The sequence below is a fragment of the Flavobacterium sp. genome (assembly GCF_040379285.1).
In the GTDB taxonomy this organism is placed as follows: domain Bacteria; phylum Bacteroidota; class Bacteroidia; order Flavobacteriales; family Flavobacteriaceae; genus Flavobacterium.
Genome location: NZ_JBEILJ010000022.1, coordinates 1 through 20,045, shown reverse-complemented (window position 1 = coordinate 20,045; position 20,045 = coordinate 1). Strand labels below are relative to the sequence as shown.

Genomic DNA, 20,045 nt, shown 5'->3' with positions numbered 1-20,045 from the left:
TTAAATGATGGCTAGGATGTCATCCTCGCGCATGATTAAATAATCTTTACCGTCATATTTAAGTTCGGTTCCAGCGTATTTTCCATACAATACAATATCGCCCACTTTGACAGTCATCGCATGGTCTTTTTTACCGTTGCCTACTGCAACGACAGTACCTCGTTGTGGTTTTTCTTTTGCAGTGTCTGGAATAATAATTCCTGCTGCGGTGGTTGCTTCTGCGGCCGCAGGTTCAACCAAAACTCGATCAGTTAAAGGTTTAATGTTTAAAGCCATAATGCATTACTTTTTATTTGTTATTTTTTGTTTGCCTCATATATTTCATAAATTATGCCAAGTGAGTAAAACTGCCAATTTTTCAGTCTTTCTGTCAACGAATTTTATGTCAAAAAAAAAGTCCCGAACTGGGACTCTTTACGTTATTTTTTTTCTGAAGAGGTAGGGGTTTCTGCTGGTTTTGTATTCGCATCGCCCGGTTTAGCTTCCTTGGCATCATCAGGAGCTGGAGCTGCCGATTGACTCGCATCGATGATTTTGTCAGTACTGCCGCCAGAACCCGGAAAGCTCATGCTCGACAATAAAACCAACACAATTAACGCTGCACCCAATACCCAAGTACTCTTATCTAAGAAATCGGTTGTTTTTTGGACACCGCCTAGTTGTTGTGTTCCTCCTAAGGCAGAAGATAATCCTCCTCCTTTAGGATTTTGAACCATAACTACGATGATTAACAGAAAACAAACAATCGTAATTAATACCAAAAAGATTGTAAATGTGCTCATTGTTTAGGGATTGTTTTGTTGTAATTTTTTTATTTCTTCAATTCGGTCTGCAAAGAAACTACTTTTTTCTGGATATTTCAAAATTAAAATTTCATAGGCTTGAATTGCCCGTGGGTACTTTTTTTGTTCCAAATACACCTTTGCTAAGGTTTCGGTCATTAAGTAACTTTTATCGGACGTTTCCAAGGCTACCGTAGCAGGTATACTGTCTTTTGAAATCGCAGGTATTTTCGGATTAGTTTCTATGAACTTTTCGATTAGCTCCATTTTTTTTGAACGTACATCAACATTATCTAAAGGTTTGGTAGCGGCAGGAATTTCTTTTCGTTCAATAGGTTTAAAACGCGAAAGTTGAAGCCACTCTTGAAAACTATGCTTTTCTTCGGTGTTGAATGGTAAAGGTTTTCCGAGGTCCAATGCCTCACTGGCTTGGAGTTCTACCTTCTGTGCAACTTCTCCCGATTTTTCAATGGTAGTCAAAAGAGATTGCTGCAACGGATCGATAGCAGGTTGAATAACAACCACTTTGGAGTCAATGACCTCCATATTCAACAATTCAGCGACCTTGCGATCATACAATGTATTATCAATCGTGGTAAACTGTGTCGTTGTAATAAAGTCAAAAAGTACACTGCGGTCATGGGTAAAGGCCGCAGTTTTTTTTAACGCATCATTATATTGATAACTGTCGAGATTGTACAAATGCTTCAATTGCAAAACACGAGCACTTTGAAAATAAGGGTATTTTTCGAGAATCGGTTCCAATTCTCGAAATTGCCGATCGTTTATGGCATAGGGTTTGTTGATTAGGTAGATGTAGTCTGTGCTATTCATAACCTACCACTTTGCCAACGATTCATTAATAATGTCTTGTGTGATTCGATTGAAGATGAAATCGACAACTTCTGTGAGTTTGCTACCCGTCAATTGTGCATTTCCTTCATAATCTTGAAAAAAGGAAAAACGTTTTTCAAAATTTTCATCTTCTTTGTTAGTGTTGGTAAATTTAACCAATACCGTAATAGTCAAGCGGTTTTGCGCCGCTGTAAAATTGGCAGTAGATGTCATTGGAGACACGCGAAAATCTACAATTTCACCTTCATACACCAAATCGCCATTGGAGGAAGTCAAACTTAATCGCGTTTGATTTTGAATAGCCTCCTGTAATTTGTTGGTGAAAATTCGTTCGATTCCAGGTTCGACAAGCGGTGCCGTGTTTTGAAAATATTTTACTTGTACGGTTTTGGCGTCGGTTTGAATCCCCGTGAAACTGTATCCTCCACAACCATTGAGGAATACAAGCAAAGCCAATAAAGAAATACACCGTAATGCTTTCATGAATCAAATTGATAAGACCGCTAAAATAAAGCAATATTTCGAATTGAGGAAGATTAATTCCCGTAATAATACTCTTGGTAAGCTGCAATTGTCCCGGGAGTATTATTCACAAATTCTTCTGAAGTAAATTGTAACGAGCGTTCCCCAGGAATCACACCATAACTGTAGCGAAGAGCTTCGGGAGCACCGTGGTGACATTCTTCAGGTACATATTCCGAAGAGAATGCATGTGCTAAAAAATCGGGTTCCATAAAACTTTTAACCAAGGCCAAAGCGGCGGTGTATCGTCCCAACTCCGTACGGTAGGTCATCATGGTGTTGTAATTATAATTCCGACTCACATTTGAAGTCATAGAAGTACGCGTATAGGAAGTCAAATTTCCCGCTACATAGGTCATTAGATACCCAGTCGATTCAGTTCCTACCATGTCGACAATTTGGGTAGCTTTCTTGTCGGCATTGAATGTCACCGAGCGAACTATACCATTGTGCGTATAGGTGTAGGTGTTTGCAGCCGAGTTATGCGTCACAGCATTTCCGTTGATACTGGCGACTATGCCGTTTGTGTTGTACGTAAAGGTATAACTGCTGGTTTCAGTGCCATTGGTGAAAAGTCCAACGCGTGTGATTTGATTCAAATTGTTGTACGTATAACGTTCCACCACCTGATTCTGGCCATTGGTAGCTTCCGTTAACTGCCCTGAGGTATTGAATTTCCAATGTAGTTCTTGTGGGGAATTTCTAAAAAGAACCACTTCTCGAAGTGCTGTAGCGTTAGAGGCTTTGTCAGTGTCGTTGGAACAAGAAAAAAAACTTACGGTAAGTACTGCTATAACAAGTAGTTTTTTCATGGTAGGTTAAATTGGGATTCAAATGTAAATGTATTTCTGCTCAAGCAACTATTTATAGGCCAAACTGCTTGATTTTTCGATAAAGTGTACGTTCAGAGATGCCTAGCTCATCCGCAGCTGCCTTTCGACGGCCTTTATTTCGCTCTAATGCCTTTTTGATTAATTCGATTTCTTTTTGCTCCAAACGCAATACTTCTTCCTCCTCTACAGTTTCGGCAAAAAGATAATTGTGTTCGGCGTCATCATCATGAAATTCCTCCTGATGAGTTTCAACAGTAGGCTGGTACACAGCAACAGTGGTTTCTGGAGAAAAAGCATTGTTTTCCTCGGCTTTGCCATAAATTTTTTGAATCAAACTCGGATTGATATCTTGAACGTTTTTGCCGTTTTTCATCAATTCTAAAGTGAGTTTTTTTAAATCATTCAAATCACTTTTCATGTCAAATAAAACTTTGTACAGGATATCGCGCTCCGTAGCAAAATCACTCTCCGATTTGCTTTGCGAAACCACACTAGGCAAATTGCGTTGGTCCATCGGAATGTACCCTGCCAAAGCGGCTGCACTGATATCCCGTTTGGTTTCAAGTACCGAAATTTGTTCAGCAACATTGCGCAATTGGCGAATGTTACCTGCCCAACGGTAATTGACTAAATACCCCACGGCGTTATCTTCCAACTTGATGGGGGGCATTTTATATTTGTGTGCAAAGTCAGCAGCAAATTTTCGAAACAACAAATGAATGTCATCGCGGCGTTCGCGTAAAGGAGGTAATCCTATTTCTACCGTACTTAAACGATAGTATAAATCTTCTCTAAATTTACCTTTTTCAATGGCTTCATACATATTCACATTGGTGGCCGCAACAATGCGCACATTGGTTTTTTGAACCTTAGACGAACCCACTTTGATGAATTCGCCATTTTCCAAAACACGTAATAAACGCACTTGGGTAGTTAATGGTAATTCGCCCACTTCATCCAAAAAAATGGTGCCTCCATCGGCTACTTCAAAATATCCTTCGCGCGTTTGTGTGGCCCCTGTAAACGACCCTTTTTCGTGTCCAAAAAGTTCACTATCAATGGTGCCTTCAGGAATAGCTCCGCAGTTGACTGCAATGTATTTGCCGTGTTTACGATGCGAAAGGGAATGAATAATCTTAGGGATGCTTTCTTTTCCAACACCGCTTTCACCAACCACCAACACCGAAATATCAGTAGGGGCCACTTGTATGGCTTTTTCTATGGCGCGATTCAATTTGGCGTCATTTCCGATAATTTCAAATCGTTGTTTGATACTTTGTACACTTTCCATAAGTCAAGAAATTAAAGCAATTGTTTTTTTACGGGCACTGCCTTTAATAGCGTTCGGATGGCTTCTATTTGGTCGGGTTGCAGTTGTAGTTTAAATATAGGTAAAGCCGAGTTGTGTTGGGTGTAAATCAAAAACCAACGTTTGGTCTCTTTGATTTGGTAAATGGAATGCCATCTTCGGGTTACTTCGAAACTGTTTCCTTTTTGTTCGATTTCTTTTTCATTCAAACGCAAGTGATGTATCTCTTGATTTTTAGAGTTTTGCAACAAAGAACGTTTTAACGTCCAAAGTAGATAGCCGTATATCAGAAGTCCAATGCCTACCAACAGCAAACCGTTAAATGAAGCCACCCAATATTCGGGGAGTCGGTAATACAATGCGGCAAAAAGACTGCCTCCCAATAAAATACCAACCGTAAAGAGCAGCATTTTTACGATGGGCTTTTCAAACAATACATACCGCATAGCCAAGGCCATTTCCTGTAGATCGGGTCGGTATTGAATATGAATTTCCATGGTTTACGATTGCATACGCTCTGCATAACCAACAGCTTCTCCGATAAGCGTTGCCGAGGTGCAGTCGGTAACTTTAACCATTACAAAGTCTCCTGGTTTGTAATTTTCTTTAGGAAAAACGACTACCGTATTTTGCGAATTACGTCCGCTCCAATGGGCATCCGAACGTTTGGATTCTTTTTCAATCAATACTTCAACTTCTTGTCCTAAAAAGCGGCGGGTACGGTCCCAACCTAACTTTTGTTGAAGTGCGATAATTTCATTCAAACGTCGTTTTTTGACCCCTTCAGGAACATCATCCTCCATTTTTCGTGCGGCTAATGTGCCGGGTCGCTCCGAATAAGCAAACATGAATCCAAAATCATACTTGGCATGTTCCATCAAGGATAAGGTGTCTTGATGATCTTCCTCTGTTTCAGTAGGGAAACCAGCAATCATATCTTGCGAGAGCGAAATTTCTGGAATGATTTTGTAGATTTTATCCACCAAAGCCATATATTCTTCTCGTGTATGTTGTCGATTCATCGCCTCCAAAATTCGCGTACTTCCGCTTTGCACAGGAAGGTGAATATACTTGCAGATGTTGTGGTGTTTCGCCATTGTTTCGATCACCTCAATATGCATGTCTTGTGGGTTGGAGGTCGAAAAACGAAAACGCATTTTGGGGAATTGTGTCGCGCACATATCCAAGAGTTGGGCAAAATCAATAGCAGTAGCCTTTTGCATTTCGGTTGCTTTGATAAAGTCTTTTTTCAAGCCGCCACCATACCATAGATAACTGTCTACATTTTGTCCCAAAAGGGTTACCTCCTTGTATCCTTTATCCCATAAATCTTGAATTTCAGACAAAATACTTTGCGGTTCACGACTGCGTTCACGACCACGAGTAAAGGGAACCACGCAAAAGGTACACATGTTGTCACAACCCCGAGTAATCGATACAAAAGCATTAACCCCATTGCTATTTAAGCGCACGGGTGCAATATCGCCATAGGTCTCCTCTTTGGACAAAATCACATTGTTGGCATCGCGACCGTCTTCCACCTCTTTTAAAAGATTCGGAATGTCTTTGTAGGCATCGGGACCTACTACCATGTCTACGATTTTTTCTTCGTCCAAAAATTTTTCTTTCAAACGTTCGGCCATACAACCCAAAACACCCACTTTCATCGTAGGGTTGATTTTTTTTACCGCATTGTATTGCTCCAAACGCTTGCGAACGGTTTGTTCGGCTTTGTCACGAATTGAACAAGTATTTACCAAAACCAAATCGGCTTCCTCCAAATTTTGGGTCGTATTGTACCCTTCATTGGCTAAAATAGAAGCCACTATCTCACTGTCTGAAAAATTCATCTGACAGCCGTAGCTTTCAATAAACATTTTTTTGGTATTCCCTTGACGTTCGTCGAGAATCAAACTTTGTCCTTGTATACTTTCGTTAATTTCTTTTTCCATCGACCTTGTGCCGTTCAATTGCGTAAAACGGACTGCAAAGATAATACTAAAATCAAAAATATGACAAGATGGCAGTGTTAATCTTGAGGGGAAGATGTTTTACCGTCAATTTCTAAAGCACAGACATAAAAACTATATAAATACTCATTTTAATTTGGTGTCTTTTGGCATCATAAACAAAGGCATTTGAATACGCTTACTCTTGGAATTTAAAAAAAACACCTACTTTTGCCTCAAACAAAACAATGAATGGCAAAAAATTTAGTGATTGTAGAGTCGCCTGCCAAGGCCAAAACCATTGAAAAATTTCTTGGTAAAGATTTTCAGGTGGAATCGAGTTATGGACATATTGCCGATTTACCTTCCAAGGAAATAGGAGTAGACGTTACCAATGGCTTCAAGCCCAAATACGAAGTTTCTCCTGATAAAAAAGCCTTGGTTAAAAAACTCAAAGATCTTGCTAAATCGGCCGAAATGGTGTGGTTGGCTTCCGATGAAGACCGTGAAGGAGAAGCGATTTCCTGGCATTTGGCAGAAGAGTTGAAGTTGGATCACCAAAAAACAAAACGCATTGTTTTTCATGAAATTACCAAAACTGCCATCCAAAAAGCGATCGAAAACCCACGAGGAATCGATTATAATTTGGTGAATGCGCAGCAAGCCCGTCGTGTACTCGACCGTTTGGTAGGGTATGAACTGTCGCCTGTTTTATGGAAAAAAGTGAAAGGGGGACTCTCAGCAGGACGCGTACAGTCGGTTTCTGTTCGATTAATTGTTGAACGGGAACGCGAAATTCAAGACTTTAAGGCGGAACCCTCCTACAGTGTATCGGCTGAATTTGTAAATGAAAAAGGAAAAGTTGTCAAAACGAAGTTGGCTAAAAACTTTTCAAGCCAAGAACAAGCGGCTAAATTTTTATCCCTAAATAGTGGAGCTCAGTTTGCAGTAGGGGATTTAGAAACGAAGCCCGCAAAAAAATCACCGGCGCCCCCCTTTACGACGTCGACTTTGCAACAAGAAGCGGCACGTAAACTTTACCTCCCTGTGGGAATTACTATGCAAATTGCACAACGCCTTTACGAAGCGGGGTTAATTACCTATATGCGTACCGACAGTGTAAACTTATCGCAAGAGGCGATGGCAGCAGCCAAAGAGGAAATCTCAAGGTATTATGGTCCTGAGTTTAGCAAGCCTAGAAATTTTAATACCAAGTCCAAAGGTGCACAAGAGGCCCACGAGGCCATACGTCCCACCGATATGTCGCGCCACTCGGTCGATTTGGATCGCGATCAAGCACGGTTGTATGATTTGATTTGGAAACGTACGCTTGCGTCACAAATGAGTGATGCCGAATTGGAACGTACCCAGGCTAAAATTGTAGCCAATACCCATTCAGAACCTTTCATTGCCTCTGGTGAGGTGATCAAATTTGAAGGCTTTTTAAAAGTGTATATGGAAGGTCATGACGAGGAAGAAGATGAGCAAGAAGGCATGTTGCCAGCCATGAAAGTGGGGGAACGCATGGTCAATCAACTCATTACGGCCACGGAACGATTTTCCCGTCCTCCAAGTCGCTATACGGAAGCTTCTTTAGTAAAAAAATTAGAAGAGTTAGGCATTGGACGCCCGTCGACCTATGCTCCGACGATTTCAACCATTATGGGAAGAAATTATGTTGAGAAAGGGAGTTTTGAAGGTCAAGAGCGAAAATACCAACAATTAGTGTTGAAAGATAGTCAGGTCATTACGCAAACGTTGACCGAAAATGTGGGGTCTGATAAAGGAAAATTAGTGCCCACCGATATTGGGATTATAGTGAATGATTTTTTGGTAAAAAACTTTGAGACGATTCTCGACTATAATTTTACAGCAAAAGTAGAGCAAGATTTTGATGAGATTGCAGAAGGAAACCGCAATTGGGCCGCGATGATGAATGATTTTTACCAGCATTTTCATCCCAATGTGGTCGATGTTGAACAAAATGCCGATCGGGAAAGCGGGGAACGAATTTTGGGTACGGATCCCAAAACAGGGAACCCCGTCTCAGTGCGTTTGGGTAAATTTGGACCCATGGCACAAATTGGTGAGTCAGAAGATACGGCCAAACAATTTGCCAGTTTACGTCAAGATCAAAATATAAGTACCATTACGCTTGAGGAAGTTTTGAACTTATTTGAATTACCCAAAAAATTAGGGGTATATCAAGGGGAGGAAATTGAAGTGAACAATGGACGCTTCGGGCCCTATGTGCGTTTTGGGAAACAGTTTATTTCACTCCCCAAAGGGATGGACCCTATGGATGCGACTATGGAGTTGGCACAACAATTAATTGATGAAAAGAATCAAGCCGATGCCCCAATTGGTTCTTACGATGGGTTGCCCGTTCAAAAAGGAGTTGGGCGCTTTGGTCCCTTCATCAAATGGAATGGGATGTTTATTAATGTGAGTAAAAAATACAATTTCGACCATCTTTCAGATGAGGATATTCAGAATTTAATTGTAGATAAACTCCAAAAAGAAGAAGAAAAAGTGCTTCAAGAATGGCCTGAGGAGAAAATCCGAATCGAAAAGGCGCGGTGGGGACGTTCTGTCATTTTAAAAGGGAAATTAAAAGTAGAATTAAACAAGGATGTTGATGCTTCGAAGTTGACTTTAGAGGAGGTTAAAGCCTTGTTGGATAAAAAAGCACCAGCGAAGAAAGCGCCTGCCAAAAAGGCTCCAGCCAAGAAAACCGCAACAACCAAAAAGAAATAAAAGGTTATGGAATTTGATTTTCTAACCCCTTTGGAGACCAATTTGATTATCGATATCAAACGATTGTCTTCACAACAATTGGGACAAAAAGTTGTTTTTCACACCCAAGAGGCATTTCCCGATGTCGCCCAAATAGACATTGCCATCATAGGGGTTCCTGAAAATAGGGGAGCGCAAAATTATGTGGCGCTCGAGGACCTCTCCGAAATACGAATGCAATTGTATCGATTGTTTCCTGGCAATTGGAATAAAATTATTGCCGATATGGGCGATATCAATCCTGGTAATTCGCCAGAGGATACCTATTATGCCTTGCGAAAGGTGGTTACCAAATTATTAAAGAATAAAATTATCCCTGTTATTATCGGAGGTTCTCAGGACCTTACGTATGCCGTTTATAGAGGGTATGATGATTTGGAGCAAATGGTCAACTTGGTTGCGATTGACAACCGTTTTGATTTTGGCAAACAAGACGACAGCATTCCAGCGTTGGCGTATTTATCCAAAATGATAGTAGAAGAGCCTACGAATTTGTTTAATTACAGTAATGTAGGGTATCAAACCTATTATAATTCGCAAGAAGAAATTGATTTAATCGAGAAATTATACTTTGATGCTTATCGTTTAGGCGATGTGAGTGCACAAGTAGCCCTTGCTGAACCCGTTTTTCGGGATGCTGATTTGGTGAGTTTGGATATGACCTCAGTGAAATCATCGGATTCTGGTAATTTTATCGATTTTCAACCCAACGGATTTAATGGAAAAGAAATTTGTGCTTTGGCACGTTACGCAGGGATTAGCGATAAAGTAAGTGCCTTTGGTATTTTTAATCATCAAGCCACTTCACAAGAAGCGCCACTTATCGCGCAAATTATTTGGTATTTTATGGAAGGAGTGAATTTCCGTTCTAATGAATACCCCTTCGGTAGTCGGGAACATTATTTAAAGTATATAGTACCCTTTGAGAGTGAAGAAATCGTGTTTTATAAGAGTAATAAAACCGACCGTTGGTGGATCGAAGTTCCATTTTTTTCGAACATACACAATAAGCTTCATAAAAACACGTTATTGCCCTGTACTCATGACGATTATTTGGCTGCTTGCAATCAAGAGTTCCCCGAACGCTGGTGGAAAGCGCAACGAAAGAGTATTTTATAACAATTAAGTAATATTTGTAAGAAATATATTTCAAAAAACAGCAAAATTGCTTTTAAGCGACAAAAAAATACACTTAATCGACTTTTTTTTATTGTCAATTCAACTTAAGTTGTATTTTTGATTTGTAAAAAAAAAATTAAGAGGCAAATAATTGTTTTTTTGAAAAATAATAGATAGGTTTACGGCCTCAAAAAATAATATAAATTAACCCAAGTTATATGAAGAAGTTCATTGCGTTTGCATCTGTTTTAACCCTATTAGCCAGCTGCGGAAAGTCCAGTGATAAGGGCGAATTAGTAGGAGTTAAGGGTAAAAAATGGCATCCTGAAAAACCCTACGGAATGACATTGGTTCCTGGAGGAGCTTTCATTATGGGTAAATCAGATGATGATTTAGCTAATGTACAAGATGCGCCTACGAAAACAGTGACGGTTCGTTCCTTTTATATGGACGAAACAGAAATCACAAACAGTGAATACCGCCAGTTTGTAGAATGGGTTAAGGACTCTATCATTCGTGTACGTTTAGCCATCTTAGCGGATGAAGTAGGTGTAAAGCCTGGAGCAGGCAAAGGTGGAAAAGGCGGTGGAAGTATCGGTGATTTCGCTTTTGCAGATCAAGATCCCGCGAAAATGACGCCATATGATAAATATATGTATGAGAATTATTACAGTGTGGGTACAGCTGACGATCCGTATGCTGGTCGTCGTTTGAATCGTAAAGTAAAGTTGATTACCGACACCAAAAAATATCCTGATGAATATTATGTAGAAGTTATGGATTCTATGTACTTACCTGCTACAGAATCTTATAATGGGTTACGTACTATTGATGTTAATAAATTAGAATTCCGTTACTCATGGATGGATATTCAAGCTGCAGCAAAAGCTAAAGTAGGAAAGCGTAGCAAGTTTATCCGTAATGAAAAAACGAGAGTATATCCTGATACTACTGTATGGATTAAAGATTTTGCGTATTCATACAATGAGCCAATGCACAATGATTATTTCTGGCACCAAGCTTATGGAGATTATCCTGTAGTGGGAGTGAATTGGAAACAAGCTAAAGCATTTTGTGCATGGAGAACGTTAAATAAAAACGTGTATATCAAATCTAAGAAAAAAGGGAGAGATTTAGTAAACTCTTTCCGTTTACCTACCGAAGCAGAATGGGAATATGCAGCGCGCGGTGGTCTAGAATCAGCAACCTATCCTTGGGGAGGACCTTATGCAAAAAACGATCGGGGTTGTTTTATGGCAAACTTTAAGCCGAATCGTGGAGACTATGCAGCCGATCAAGCTTTGTACACCGTGGAAGCTAAATCATTTGAGCCAAACGGATACAATCTTTACAATATGTCTGGTAACGTAGCGGAGTGGACTGATTCTTCGTATGACGCAGCGGCTTATGAATACGTGTCTACAATGAATCCTAATGTGCCAGATACGTCCAACAAGCGAAAAGTAGTTCGCGGCGGTTCATGGAAAGATGTGGCATATTTCCTTCAAGTAGGAACACGTGATTTCGAATACCAAGATACAGCACGTAGTTATATTGGTTTCCGTACCGTACAGGATTATATGGGTACGCAAGTAACTGGTAACGCTGGAAAAGCGGGAAGACGCCGCTAATTCAAATTGTATATTAACTAACTTAATTATATTAAACTTAACTAACTAAATTATTATTATTATTATGGGACTATTACCACCTAGAGTTATGAATTTCACCTACGGTATGGGTGCAGCTGTTGTAATTATTGGAGCGTTGTTCAAATTGATGCACTGGCCTGGAGCGAGTGAAATGTTGATCATCGGGTTAAGTACAGAAGCTTTGATTTTTGGTCTTTCTGCTTTTGATGCTCCTGAGAAAGAATTGGATTGGTCTTTGGTGTATCCTGAGTTAGCAGGAGGTCAAGCTAAACCACGTGAGAAAAAAGAAAACCCAGCAGAAGCTCAAGGTTTGTTGTCACAAAAATTAGACAACTTGTTAAAAGAAGCTAAAATTGATGGTGAATTGATGGCTAGCTTAGGTAACAGCATTAAAAATTTTGAAGGTGCTGCAAAAGCAATTTCTCCTACGGTTGACTCTGTGGCTTCAACAAAAAAATATGCTGAAGAAATGACCAAAGCGGCTACGCAATTGGAAACTCTAAACAGTTTATATCAAGTACAGTTACAATCTGCTGAGCGTAACGCGCAAATCAACAATGAAGTAGCTGAAAACAACTTAAAATTAAAAGATCAAATGCAGTCGTTGGCTTCCAACTTACAGTCGTTAAACTCTGTATATGGAGGTATGTTGTCTGCAATGAGCAACCGATAATTAGTTTTAAACGCTCATTATTTATTTTAACGAATTAAAACTAATTAGAAGAAATGGCAGGAGGAAAATTAACCCCTAGACAGAAGATGATTAACCTGATGTACTTGGTTTTCATCGCGATGTTAGCCTTGAACATGTCGAAAGAAGTGCTTTCGGCGTTCGGTTTGATGAACGAAAAATTTGAAGAAGTTAATGCTGGTGCTAAAAAAGCAAACGAAGAAATGCTTTCTGTATTAGCGTCAAAAGCTTCTGAAAATGCAAACTTTAAAGTGGCTTTAGATCAAGCAAATCGCGTAAAAGATATTTCTAAATCTTTTTATGATTATATCGAAACTTTAAAAGCTGATATTTTAAAGGATTTTCCTGTAGATGAAAAAACAGGTAAGTTACCCTATGAATCTATGGATAAATCAAATATAGATGAGAAATGGTTTCAAGGGGATGGTTATTCATCAAAAGGTAAAGAAATCATTGAGGCCTATTCAAAATATCTTGCTGACATGAAGCAAGTATTGGGAGAAAATGTAAAGCTAACACCAATCGTACGTGAATTAGATACAAAATTCAATACAAAAGACGTTAAAGATGGTGAAGGTGTAACAAAAAAATATCTCGATTATCACTTCAAAGGTTTTCCAGCAATAGCAACTTTAGCCAAAATTGCTTTGACTCAAAATGATGTTAAGAAAGCTGAAGCAGACATTTACCAAATTTTATTAGGGAAAGCTGCTATTGAGACTATGTCTTTGAAAAATTTTCAAGCTATTGTAGCCTTAGATAAAAATGTTTATTTTCAGGGTGAACAAGTTACAGGTAAAGTTGTTATCGGTAAATATGATGAAAATGTAAAGGTAGCAAGTTTTGCAGGTCCAGGTAAAGTAGTTAATGGACAAGCAGTAATTAATGCTACAGCGGGAAGTATCGGAGAGCAAAATTTAAACGGTAGCTTCACATTTATGGAAGACGGTAAACCAGTTAAGTTACCTTTTGAAGGTAAATATGTGGTTGTTCCACGTCCTAATTCTGCCAACATTTCAGCGGATAAAATGAATGTGGTCTACCGTGGTTTACCTAACCCAATGACAATTTCTATTGCGGGTATTTCTGATAATAATGTCACTGCTACGGCTGCTGGGTTGAAAAATTTAGGTAAAGGAAAATATGATTTAAACCCTGGTGCAGGTACAGAAGTTGTTATTAATGTTTCAGGAAAAATGACTGATGGTAAAACGGTTAATGATAAAAAAGTTTTTCGTATCAAGAACATTCCTGCTCCACAAGGTGCTATAGGAGGAACTGCTGGAGTTCAAAAAGGGGCTAAATCACGTTTACAAGCTTCTCAAATTTCAGCTATCTTACCTGATTTCTTGTATGACTTGAAATTCCGTGTTACGCAATTTGTATTTAAGGTTCCAGGTCAAGCTTCTATTGTTGTTAATGGTGATCGTTTGAACGCTCAATGTATCGCAGCTTTAGCTCGTGTATCCAAAGGTGATCAAGTTACTATTTCAGATATTAAATCTAAAGTAGATGGAGCAGGTTCGATTGAAGTAAAAACTGCGGCTCCTGCCATCTATGAAATACAATAATGCTTCTCTAAAAGCGTTTGTAAAATAAACAAAAGAAAAAAATGAAATTGAAAAGCCTTTTAGTACTCATTTTAGCTGTAGTTGGTTCTTCGGTAACCGCACAGTCCAACTTATTGAACGCAAAATCGCCCGATGAGATTGGAAAAAAAACAGCGGCCCAATTGGATTCCGATAATGACAAACCATTACCCTATGGTTATGTGCATGATCGCGATGTATTGATGGGTAAAATGATTTGGGAAAACATTGACTTGGATGAACGAATAAATTTTCCCCTTTATTACCCTGTTGATACAGCATTTGTTGGAAAAGAACGACGTTCCCTATTTGCTGTTTTGCTAAAAGGAATTAAAGATGGTAAAATCACTGAAGTCTATGGAGATGACTATTTTAATATTAAAAAGTCACTAAAAGACATGGAGTCTGTGTTTAAGTTTATTGATACAACTGATGCCGGTAAAGACGAAATCAACAATTATTATGAGGATTATAAGTCAGGCAAAAAAGTACTTGATAAACAATTCATCAATGAAACTGAATTAGATGCTTCAGATATTTCTGGGTATAAAGTTAAAGGTTTTTGGTACTTCGATAAACGTCAAAGTGAATTGAAATATCGCTTGATGGCTATTTGTCCTTTAGCTGTAGAGGCTCGCGATAAAGCTCGTGGAAATAATGATCCTATTGAACTTTTCTGGGTTTATTTTCCAGCAGTTCGAAATATTCTGCATGAAGCCAAAGCATTCAATGACCGAAATTCCGCTATGCCCATTACGTTTGATCAATTGTTGAACTCACGCCGTTTTAATGGTGTGGTTTACAAAGAAGAAAACGTTTACGGCGACCGTACTATTCAAGATTACATGAAAGACAACGCACAGTCCCAGCTCTTAGAGTCAGAACGCGTTAAAGAGAAGATTCGTAATTTTGAACAAGACATGTGGAATTACTAAAATTCAATTTCAATTCTAAACATAGAAACTCCTACCTTTGGTGGGAGTTTTTTTTATGACAACACACGATTATATCATTGTTGGTGGCGGTTTAGCCGGTTTAGCCTTTGCGCAGTATTGTCGCAAAAACAACCGCACGTTTCTGTTGTTCGAGGATGCCTCTCAAAACGCATCGCTGATCGCCGGAGGGCTTTATAACCCCGTTGTGCTCAAACGATTCACTTCGATATGGAATGCCCAAGAACAGCTTCAAATTGCCCATAATTTTTATCAAGAATTATCCGCAGATCTTCAATGTACCTTAGATTACCCTTTGCCCCTGTACCGCGTACTTCATTCCATAGAAGAACAAAATAATTGGTTTACCGCTGCCGATAAACCGGCATTAAGTTCGTTTCTAGTGACTCCATTAGTGCATAATACGCATCTCTCAATAGACGCCCCTTTTCATTTAGGATGCGTTGCAAATTGCGGCTATGTCGATACAAAAATAGTACTGCAGCAGTTTCATCAACGCCTTGAAAAAGAAGAAGTCCTTATTCGAGAAACCTTTAACTATGGGGATATCACACTAGAGGAAGCAGGTGTTACCTATCACGAAATTAGAGCTAAACATATCGTTTTTGCCGAAGGTTTTGGGTTGTCTCAAAATCCTTTTTTCCGTACGCTTCCCCTTGACGGTACCAAAGGGGAGTTGTTGGTCATTCGTGCTCCCGAATTAAAGCTCGAGGCCATTTATAAATCGGGAGTCTTTATTTTTCCTTTAGGGAACGATCTTTATAAAGTAGGCGCGACCTATGACTGGCAAGACAAAACCGATAGGCCTACCCCTGCAGCACGTGAAGAATTAATTCAAGGATTAAAATCTTTTATGAAAAGTGATTTTGAAGTGGTTGCCCATTGTGCAGGTGTGCGACCCACCGTCAAAGACAGACGTCCTCTAGTCGGAACACATCCATTACATTCTAATTTGCATATTTTGAATGGAATGGGTACCCGTGGCGTGTTGCTTGCGCCCGCTATGGCTAAGGCTTTATTTGAATCTTTAGAATGGGGAATCCCTCTAGATCCTCATATCGATATCCAACGGTTTAAGCATTTTTACGCCAATCCTTATCGTAATTGACAAACATATTGATATAAATGTTACGTGCAATACGAGCGGTGATGGGCATTAAGACTAAAATCCCAATCCCCAAAGCGATAAATGCCGTTTTGGCTGAGAGTCCAAGAATTAATTTGGTGATTACAAAAATAGCCACTCCAAACGCAATCGAAACACCATAAGCCACATACATGGCCCCATAAAAAAACGAAGGTTCAATTTCATAGCGCAAATGGCAATGACTACAGGTTTCATGCATGGTGTAAACTTTACTCAATTTGTACGGATTTTTTTCCACATACATGTTTTCTTCCTGACATCGAGGACAACTTCCTGTTAAAATACTATTGATTTTCCAGCCTTTTTTTAACATTTGCAAATAATTTGATACAAAGGTAAAATAACCCTTTTTATCCCATGTAACTTAAGTCACAATTTTATGTTGAATATCCATAATTTATCGGTTTCTTTCGGAGGTACCTATTTGTTTGAAGAAGTAACCTTTCGATTGGGTTCGGGCGATCGCGTCGGACTCGTTGGGAAAAATGGCGCCGGTAAATCAACCATGCTCAAAATTTTGGCAGGCGACATCAAACCCGATAGTGGGACAATTGCCACCGAGCGCGATATTAAATTAGGGTTTTTACGTCAAGATATCGATTTTGAACAAGGACGAACCGTACTCGAAGAAGCGTATGAAGCTTTTGAAGAAATTAAATATATCGAGCGAAAAATTGAGGATATAAACCATCAATTGGTAACGCGAACCGATTACGAAAGCGAAGCCTACAGTCAGTTGATTGAAGATTTGTCCGAGTTCACGCATCGTTTTGAATTGCTGGACGGCTACAATTATGTGGGAAACACCGAGCGCATTTTATTGGGCTTAGGATTCAAACGGGAGGAATTTAACAACCCCACCGAAACCTTCTCGGGAGGATGGCGCATGCGTATTGAACTTGCCAAACTTTTATTGCAATCCAACGATGTTTTACTCCTCGATGAGCCCACCAATCACTTGGATATTGAAAGCATTATTTGGTTGGAAAGCTTTTTGAAAACATTTCCAGGCGTAGTCGTGATTGTATCTCATGATAAAATGTTTTTGGATAACGTGACCAACCGAACCATAGAAATTTCATTAGGTAAAATTTACGATTACAACAAACCCTATTCACAATACCTCGTTCTTCGCGAAGATATTCGTGAAAAACAATTAGCCTCCCAACGCAATCAGCAAAAAAAGATAGAAGAAACCGAAAAACTGATTGAACGCTTTCGCTACAAAGCAACCAAAGCAGCCATGGCACAATCGATGATTAAAAAGTTGGAAAAAGTCGAACGCATTGAAGTCGATGAAGACGATAATGCCGTTATGGCGATATCTTTTCCTGTTTCGAAAACGCCAGGCCGTGTCGTCATTGAAGCAGAGGATGTGTCAAAAGCTTTTGAGGCGAAAAAAGTATTGCAAGGGATTTCACTTTTGGTGGAGCGCGGAAGTAAAATCGCTTTTGTGGGACAAAACGGTCAAGGTAAATCCACATTTATAAAAGCGATTGTCAATGCATTTCCTTATGAAGGGACCATAAAGCTGGGTCATAATGTTGAGCTTGGCTATTTTGCTCAAAATCAAGCCGATCATTTAGACGGTGAAAAAACGCTCTTGGATACCATGCTCGAGGCCGCTACCGATGCCAATCGAGCCAAAGTCCGCGACATGTTGGGTGCCTTTTTATTTCGCGGCGATGATGTGGAGAAAAAAGTCAAAGTGTTATCAGGAGGCGAACGGAACCGCTTGGCCTTATGCCGTCTTTTGTTGCAACCCATCAATGTATTGCTGATGGACGAACCCACCAATCACTTGGATATTAAGTCCAAAAACGTACTCAAAGCTGCCCTTGAACAATACGAGGGGACGCTTCTGATTGTCTCGCATGATCGTGACTTTTTGCAAGGCTTGGCAACGACCGTTTACGAGTTTAAAGACACTAAAATTAGGGAATACCTCGGCGACATCAACTTTTTCTTGGAACAACGCAATTCCCAATCCATGCGTGATTTTGAACAAAAAGGAATTCCCAACGATATTAAAGACGAACCCAAAGCGGAGAAAAAAACAATGAGTTTTGAAGCCCAAAAATCCCAAAAATCATTGCAAAACAAATTGTCCAAAATTGAAAGTCAAATTCAAGAATTGGAAAAAGCCATACAAAATGACGATAAAGAACTAGCCTCCAATTACAACAAACATATTGAGAATGCTGCCTTTTTTGCTGCTTATGAGAAGAAAAAGCAAGAGTTAGAGCAGCTTTTGGAGGAATGGGAACGGATTCAACTCGAATTGGAAGCGTGAAAAATTTACACTTAATTATCGCCAGCAGCATCGTAATTCCTGCAGGACTCTGCTACGGATTGGCACCCGATTGGGCTTTTGGAATAACCGATACCTCTCCAACGTTGCATAGCGTGTTGAAAGCAATAATGGGACTCTATATCGCCTTCGCCTTGTTTTGGGTGGTAGGGATTATCAAACCGGAGTATTGGGTAGCAGCCACTTGGTCTACACTTTTATTTATGTGGGGATTGGTCTTCGGCCGAATCGTCGCTTGGATCTTGACGGGAATGCCCGCACCAATTTTTGTACTTGGGATTGTTGGGGAGTTTATTTTAGGGCTATATGCCGCATTGCAATTGCGAAAGTATTCATCTTCAAATATTTGATTACCTTTCTTTAGTTCATCTTATAAACGGATGACGCTGCTCCCATCGTATCGGGGGTTCAAGATTTTTAAATAAATGCGGCAATAATTTTTGAACAAGCGGTTGGGTGTGTTGCATAAATCCAAACATAGGAATCGGCTCCGCTCCAATAGAACTTTTAATTTCTAAAGCCGTTCGCCCAAAAAAAATACGTTGAAACTGGTTCTCAATTCCAAACGCTGTCATACGATATAACATGTTTAAATACAGCATTCGCTCTTTTTGATGTACTGCATCGTAACCTAAAAAGTAGGTTTCTAAGGTTTGGCCGTTTAAAAGTAAGGTGTGAAAGCCAATCAGTTTGTCTTCTAAAAAATACCCAAATACTTTAAATCGATTACCACATTGTTTTTTAAAAACATAAAAATGATTCTTCGCGAGAAAAAAGGTGTTAAACGGAGCGTTGAGCGCCACATGATGATATAGCGCATACAAATCTTCTTCATGCTGATGTATCATAGATAAATCCATTTCGCAGTAAGTAATACCTGCTCCTTTTTTTTGAGCGCGCTTGTATTGATCACGGTATTTTTTTTGCAAATCAGCAACGTAATCTTGCATGTTTTGCCAGGAGGGGAGTAAACGAAAAATCATATTGGGTTGCACCGAGAAATGAAAAAGCGATCGAAAAGCACGGCTGCCCAGTGCTAGTGATTCTGCGGTATAAAAATCTTTGAAGGAAACCAAATGAATGCGGACGCCTTCCTTCTTAAAATGGGCCATGAGTTCATCAGCCATGGCGCGAAGTAATCGACTCAAATCTTCTGGTGCAAGGGGTTTTAAAAAAGTATACCCGTTTTGACCCGTAATCATTGTATTTCCAACAAAAAGTACATGCCGGGCCAAACGACGAAAAGTAAAATTGCGCACTTTTGTTTTCATGCAATGCTGTCGTTCGCCAAAAGAATACAACTTACTTATATCCAGGTATTGTGCCAAAGCAACGCCGATCAAATGCTCTTTTTCATAAATGCCAATAAAAAAACAGCGCATATTGGTGGGCGCCGATTCCTCCAGTACCCTTAGATAAGGCGTTTGTAAAAAAGCATTTTCATCAGCTACTGTATCCCAAGAAGCAGGCAAAGAATCTATAGTACTGTAAAGCGTAAAGTGTAAATCAGTCATGCTTAAAAAATCGCCCCACAAAG

The 20,045-nt window shown here is 39.6% G+C and carries 19 protein-coding genes; 9 read left to right on the top strand and 10 right to left on the bottom strand.

Annotated features, from left to right (window positions below; translation table 11 throughout):
* The 8 genes from ABWO12_RS06470 to miaB form a co-directional block, all read right to left on the bottom strand.
* Positions 1–276: a co-chaperone GroES gene (locus tag ABWO12_RS06470; protein ID WP_353087951.1), complete on the bottom strand. Its 276-nt coding sequence runs from the start codon at positions 274–276 to the stop codon at positions 1–3.
* A 143-nt stretch (positions 277–419) separates the two neighbouring features.
* Positions 420–782: a preprotein translocase subunit SecG gene (gene secG, locus ABWO12_RS06465; RefSeq protein ID WP_353087950.1), complete on the bottom strand. Its 363-nt coding sequence runs from the start codon at positions 780–782 to the stop codon at positions 420–422.
* 3 nt (positions 783–785) lie between these two features.
* Positions 786–1,616, bottom strand: a complete 831-nt coding sequence (locus ABWO12_RS06460; RefSeq protein ID WP_353087949.1) for a DUF8458 domain-containing protein — start codon at positions 1,614–1,616, stop codon at positions 786–788.
* 3 nt (positions 1,617–1,619) lie between these two features.
* Complete coding sequence (locus ABWO12_RS06455) at positions 1,620–2,120, bottom strand: LptE family protein (protein WP_353087948.1); 501 nt, start codon at positions 2,118–2,120, stop codon at positions 1,620–1,622.
* A 53-nt stretch (positions 2,121–2,173) separates the two neighbouring features.
* Entirely contained in the window at positions 2,174–2,971 is a 798-nt protein-coding gene (locus ABWO12_RS06450) for a hypothetical protein (RefSeq protein ID WP_353087947.1), read from the bottom strand.
* Between the two features lie 52 nt (positions 2,972–3,023).
* The gene (locus ABWO12_RS06445; RefSeq protein WP_353087946.1) at positions 3,024–4,283 is read right to left on the bottom strand and encodes a sigma-54 interaction domain-containing protein; all 1,260 of its coding nucleotides are present in this window, start codon (positions 4,281–4,283) and stop codon (positions 3,024–3,026) included.
* 11 nt (positions 4,284–4,294) lie between these two features.
* Positions 4,295–4,798 (bottom strand): YcxB family protein, encoded by a 504-nt coding sequence (locus ABWO12_RS06440; RefSeq protein WP_353087945.1) that lies wholly within the window; start codon positions 4,796–4,798, stop codon positions 4,295–4,297.
* Between the two features lie 3 nt (positions 4,799–4,801).
* Entirely contained in the window at positions 4,802–6,253 is a 1,452-nt protein-coding gene (gene miaB / locus ABWO12_RS06435; RefSeq protein WP_353087944.1) for a tRNA (N6-isopentenyl adenosine(37)-C2)-methylthiotransferase MiaB, read from the bottom strand.
* A gap of 249 nt (positions 6,254–6,502) precedes the next feature.
* Between miaB and topA the strand changes: the two genes are divergently transcribed.
* From topA to ABWO12_RS06400, 7 genes are all read left to right on the top strand, one after another.
* Positions 6,503–9,007 carry a type I DNA topoisomerase gene (topA, locus tag ABWO12_RS06430; RefSeq protein WP_353087943.1) on the top strand — a complete coding sequence of 835 codons (2,505 nt, stop codon included), beginning with the start codon at positions 6,503–6,505 and terminating at the stop codon, positions 9,005–9,007.
* A 6-nt stretch (positions 9,008–9,013) separates the two neighbouring features.
* Positions 9,014–10,165, top strand: coding sequence for a formimidoylglutamase (locus ABWO12_RS06425; RefSeq protein WP_353087942.1), 1,152 nt, complete (start codon positions 9,014–9,016; stop codon positions 10,163–10,165).
* Between the two features lie 218 nt (positions 10,166–10,383).
* Positions 10,384–11,796, top strand: a complete 1,413-nt coding sequence (gene porK / locus ABWO12_RS06420; protein ID WP_073363142.1) for a T9SS ring complex lipoprotein PorK/GldK — start codon at positions 10,384–10,386, stop codon at positions 11,794–11,796.
* 64 nt (positions 11,797–11,860) lie between these two features.
* Complete coding sequence (gene porL, locus ABWO12_RS06415) at positions 11,861–12,490, top strand: type IX secretion system motor protein PorL/GldL (RefSeq protein WP_353087941.1); 630 nt, start codon at positions 11,861–11,863, stop codon at positions 12,488–12,490.
* A 53-nt stretch (positions 12,491–12,543) separates the two neighbouring features.
* Complete coding sequence (gene porM, locus ABWO12_RS06410) at positions 12,544–14,079, top strand: type IX secretion system motor protein PorM/GldM (RefSeq protein WP_353087940.1); 1,536 nt, start codon at positions 12,544–12,546, stop codon at positions 14,077–14,079.
* Positions 14,080–14,120: 41 nt separating this feature from the next.
* Entirely contained in the window at positions 14,121–15,032 is a 912-nt protein-coding gene (gene porN / locus ABWO12_RS06405) for a type IX secretion system ring subunit PorN/GldN (RefSeq protein WP_353087939.1), read from the top strand.
* A 55-nt stretch (positions 15,033–15,087) separates the two neighbouring features.
* On the top strand, positions 15,088–16,158 hold the full coding sequence (locus ABWO12_RS06400; RefSeq protein ID WP_353087938.1) for an NAD(P)/FAD-dependent oxidoreductase: 1,071 nt from the start codon (positions 15,088–15,090) through the stop codon (positions 16,156–16,158).
* Here the strand turns inward: ABWO12_RS06400 and ABWO12_RS06395 are convergent.
* Entirely contained in the window at positions 16,124–16,510 is a 387-nt protein-coding gene (locus tag ABWO12_RS06395) for a DUF983 domain-containing protein (RefSeq protein ID WP_353087937.1), read from the bottom strand. The genes ABWO12_RS06400 and ABWO12_RS06395 overlap by 35 nt on opposite strands.
* A gap of 66 nt (positions 16,511–16,576) precedes the next feature.
* Between ABWO12_RS06395 and abc-f the strand changes: the two genes are divergently transcribed.
* The gene (abc-f, locus tag ABWO12_RS06390; RefSeq protein WP_353087936.1) at positions 16,577–18,490 is read left to right on the top strand and encodes a ribosomal protection-like ABC-F family protein; all 1,914 of its coding nucleotides are present in this window, start codon (positions 16,577–16,579) and stop codon (positions 18,488–18,490) included.
* The gene (locus tag ABWO12_RS06385) at positions 18,487–18,858 is read left to right on the top strand and encodes a DUF4345 domain-containing protein (protein WP_353087935.1); all 372 of its coding nucleotides are present in this window, start codon (positions 18,487–18,489) and stop codon (positions 18,856–18,858) included. Before abc-f ends, ABWO12_RS06385 begins: the two co-directional genes overlap by 4 nt.
* 15 nt (positions 18,859–18,873) lie before the next feature.
* On the opposite strand, the gene ABWO12_RS06380 is transcribed toward ABWO12_RS06385, so the two are convergent.
* A partial coding sequence (locus ABWO12_RS06380; protein ID WP_353087934.1) for a GNAT family N-acetyltransferase occupies positions 18,874–20,045 on the bottom strand: 1,172 nt, incomplete at its 5' end.

What these genes read in the sequence shown, in the direction of transcription:
- porL (WP_353087941.1), top strand. Translation starts at nt 11,861, where the DNA reads ATGGGACTATTACCACCTAGAGTTATGAATTTCACCTACGGTATGGGT.
- ABWO12_RS06400 (WP_353087938.1), top strand. Translation starts at nt 15,088, where the DNA reads ATGACAACACACGATTATATCATTGTTGGTGGCGGTTTAGCCGGTTTA.
- ABWO12_RS06455 (WP_353087948.1), bottom strand. Translation starts at nt 2,120, where the DNA reads ATGAAAGCATTACGGTGTATTTCTTTATTGGCTTTGCTTGTATTCCTC.
- ABWO12_RS06440 (WP_353087945.1), bottom strand. Translation starts at nt 4,798, where the DNA reads ATGGAAATTCATATTCAATACCGACCCGATCTACAGGAAATGGCCTTG.
- ABWO12_RS06445 (WP_353087946.1), bottom strand. Translation starts at nt 4,283, where the DNA reads ATGGAAAGTGTACAAAGTATCAAACAACGATTTGAAATTATCGGAAAT.
- ABWO12_RS06425 (WP_353087942.1), top strand. Translation starts at nt 9,014, where the DNA reads ATGGAATTTGATTTTCTAACCCCTTTGGAGACCAATTTGATTATCGAT.
- ABWO12_RS06450 (WP_353087947.1), bottom strand. Translation starts at nt 2,971, where the DNA reads ATGAAAAAACTACTTGTTATAGCAGTACTTACCGTAAGTTTTTTTTCT.
- porM (WP_353087940.1), top strand. Translation starts at nt 12,544, where the DNA reads ATGGCAGGAGGAAAATTAACCCCTAGACAGAAGATGATTAACCTGATG.
- ABWO12_RS06460 (WP_353087949.1), bottom strand. Translation starts at nt 1,616, where the DNA reads ATGAATAGCACAGACTACATCTACCTAATCAACAAACCCTATGCCATA.
- secG (WP_353087950.1), bottom strand. Translation starts at nt 782, where the DNA reads ATGAGCACATTTACAATCTTTTTGGTATTAATTACGATTGTTTGTTTT.
- abc-f (WP_353087936.1), top strand. Translation starts at nt 16,577, where the DNA reads ATGTTGAATATCCATAATTTATCGGTTTCTTTCGGAGGTACCTATTTG.
- topA (WP_353087943.1), top strand. Translation starts at nt 6,503, where the DNA reads ATGGCAAAAAATTTAGTGATTGTAGAGTCGCCTGCCAAGGCCAAAACC.
- porK (WP_073363142.1), top strand. Translation starts at nt 10,384, where the DNA reads ATGAAGAAGTTCATTGCGTTTGCATCTGTTTTAACCCTATTAGCCAGC.
- ABWO12_RS06470 (WP_353087951.1), bottom strand. Translation starts at nt 276, where the DNA reads ATGGCTTTAAACATTAAACCTTTAACTGATCGAGTTTTGGTTGAACCT.
- ABWO12_RS06395 (WP_353087937.1), bottom strand. Translation starts at nt 16,510, where the DNA reads ATGTTAAAAAAAGGCTGGAAAATCAATAGTATTTTAACAGGAAGTTGT.
- miaB (WP_353087944.1), bottom strand. Translation starts at nt 6,253, where the DNA reads ATGGAAAAAGAAATTAACGAAAGTATACAAGGACAAAGTTTGATTCTC.
- porN (WP_353087939.1), top strand. Translation starts at nt 14,121, where the DNA reads ATGAAATTGAAAAGCCTTTTAGTACTCATTTTAGCTGTAGTTGGTTCT.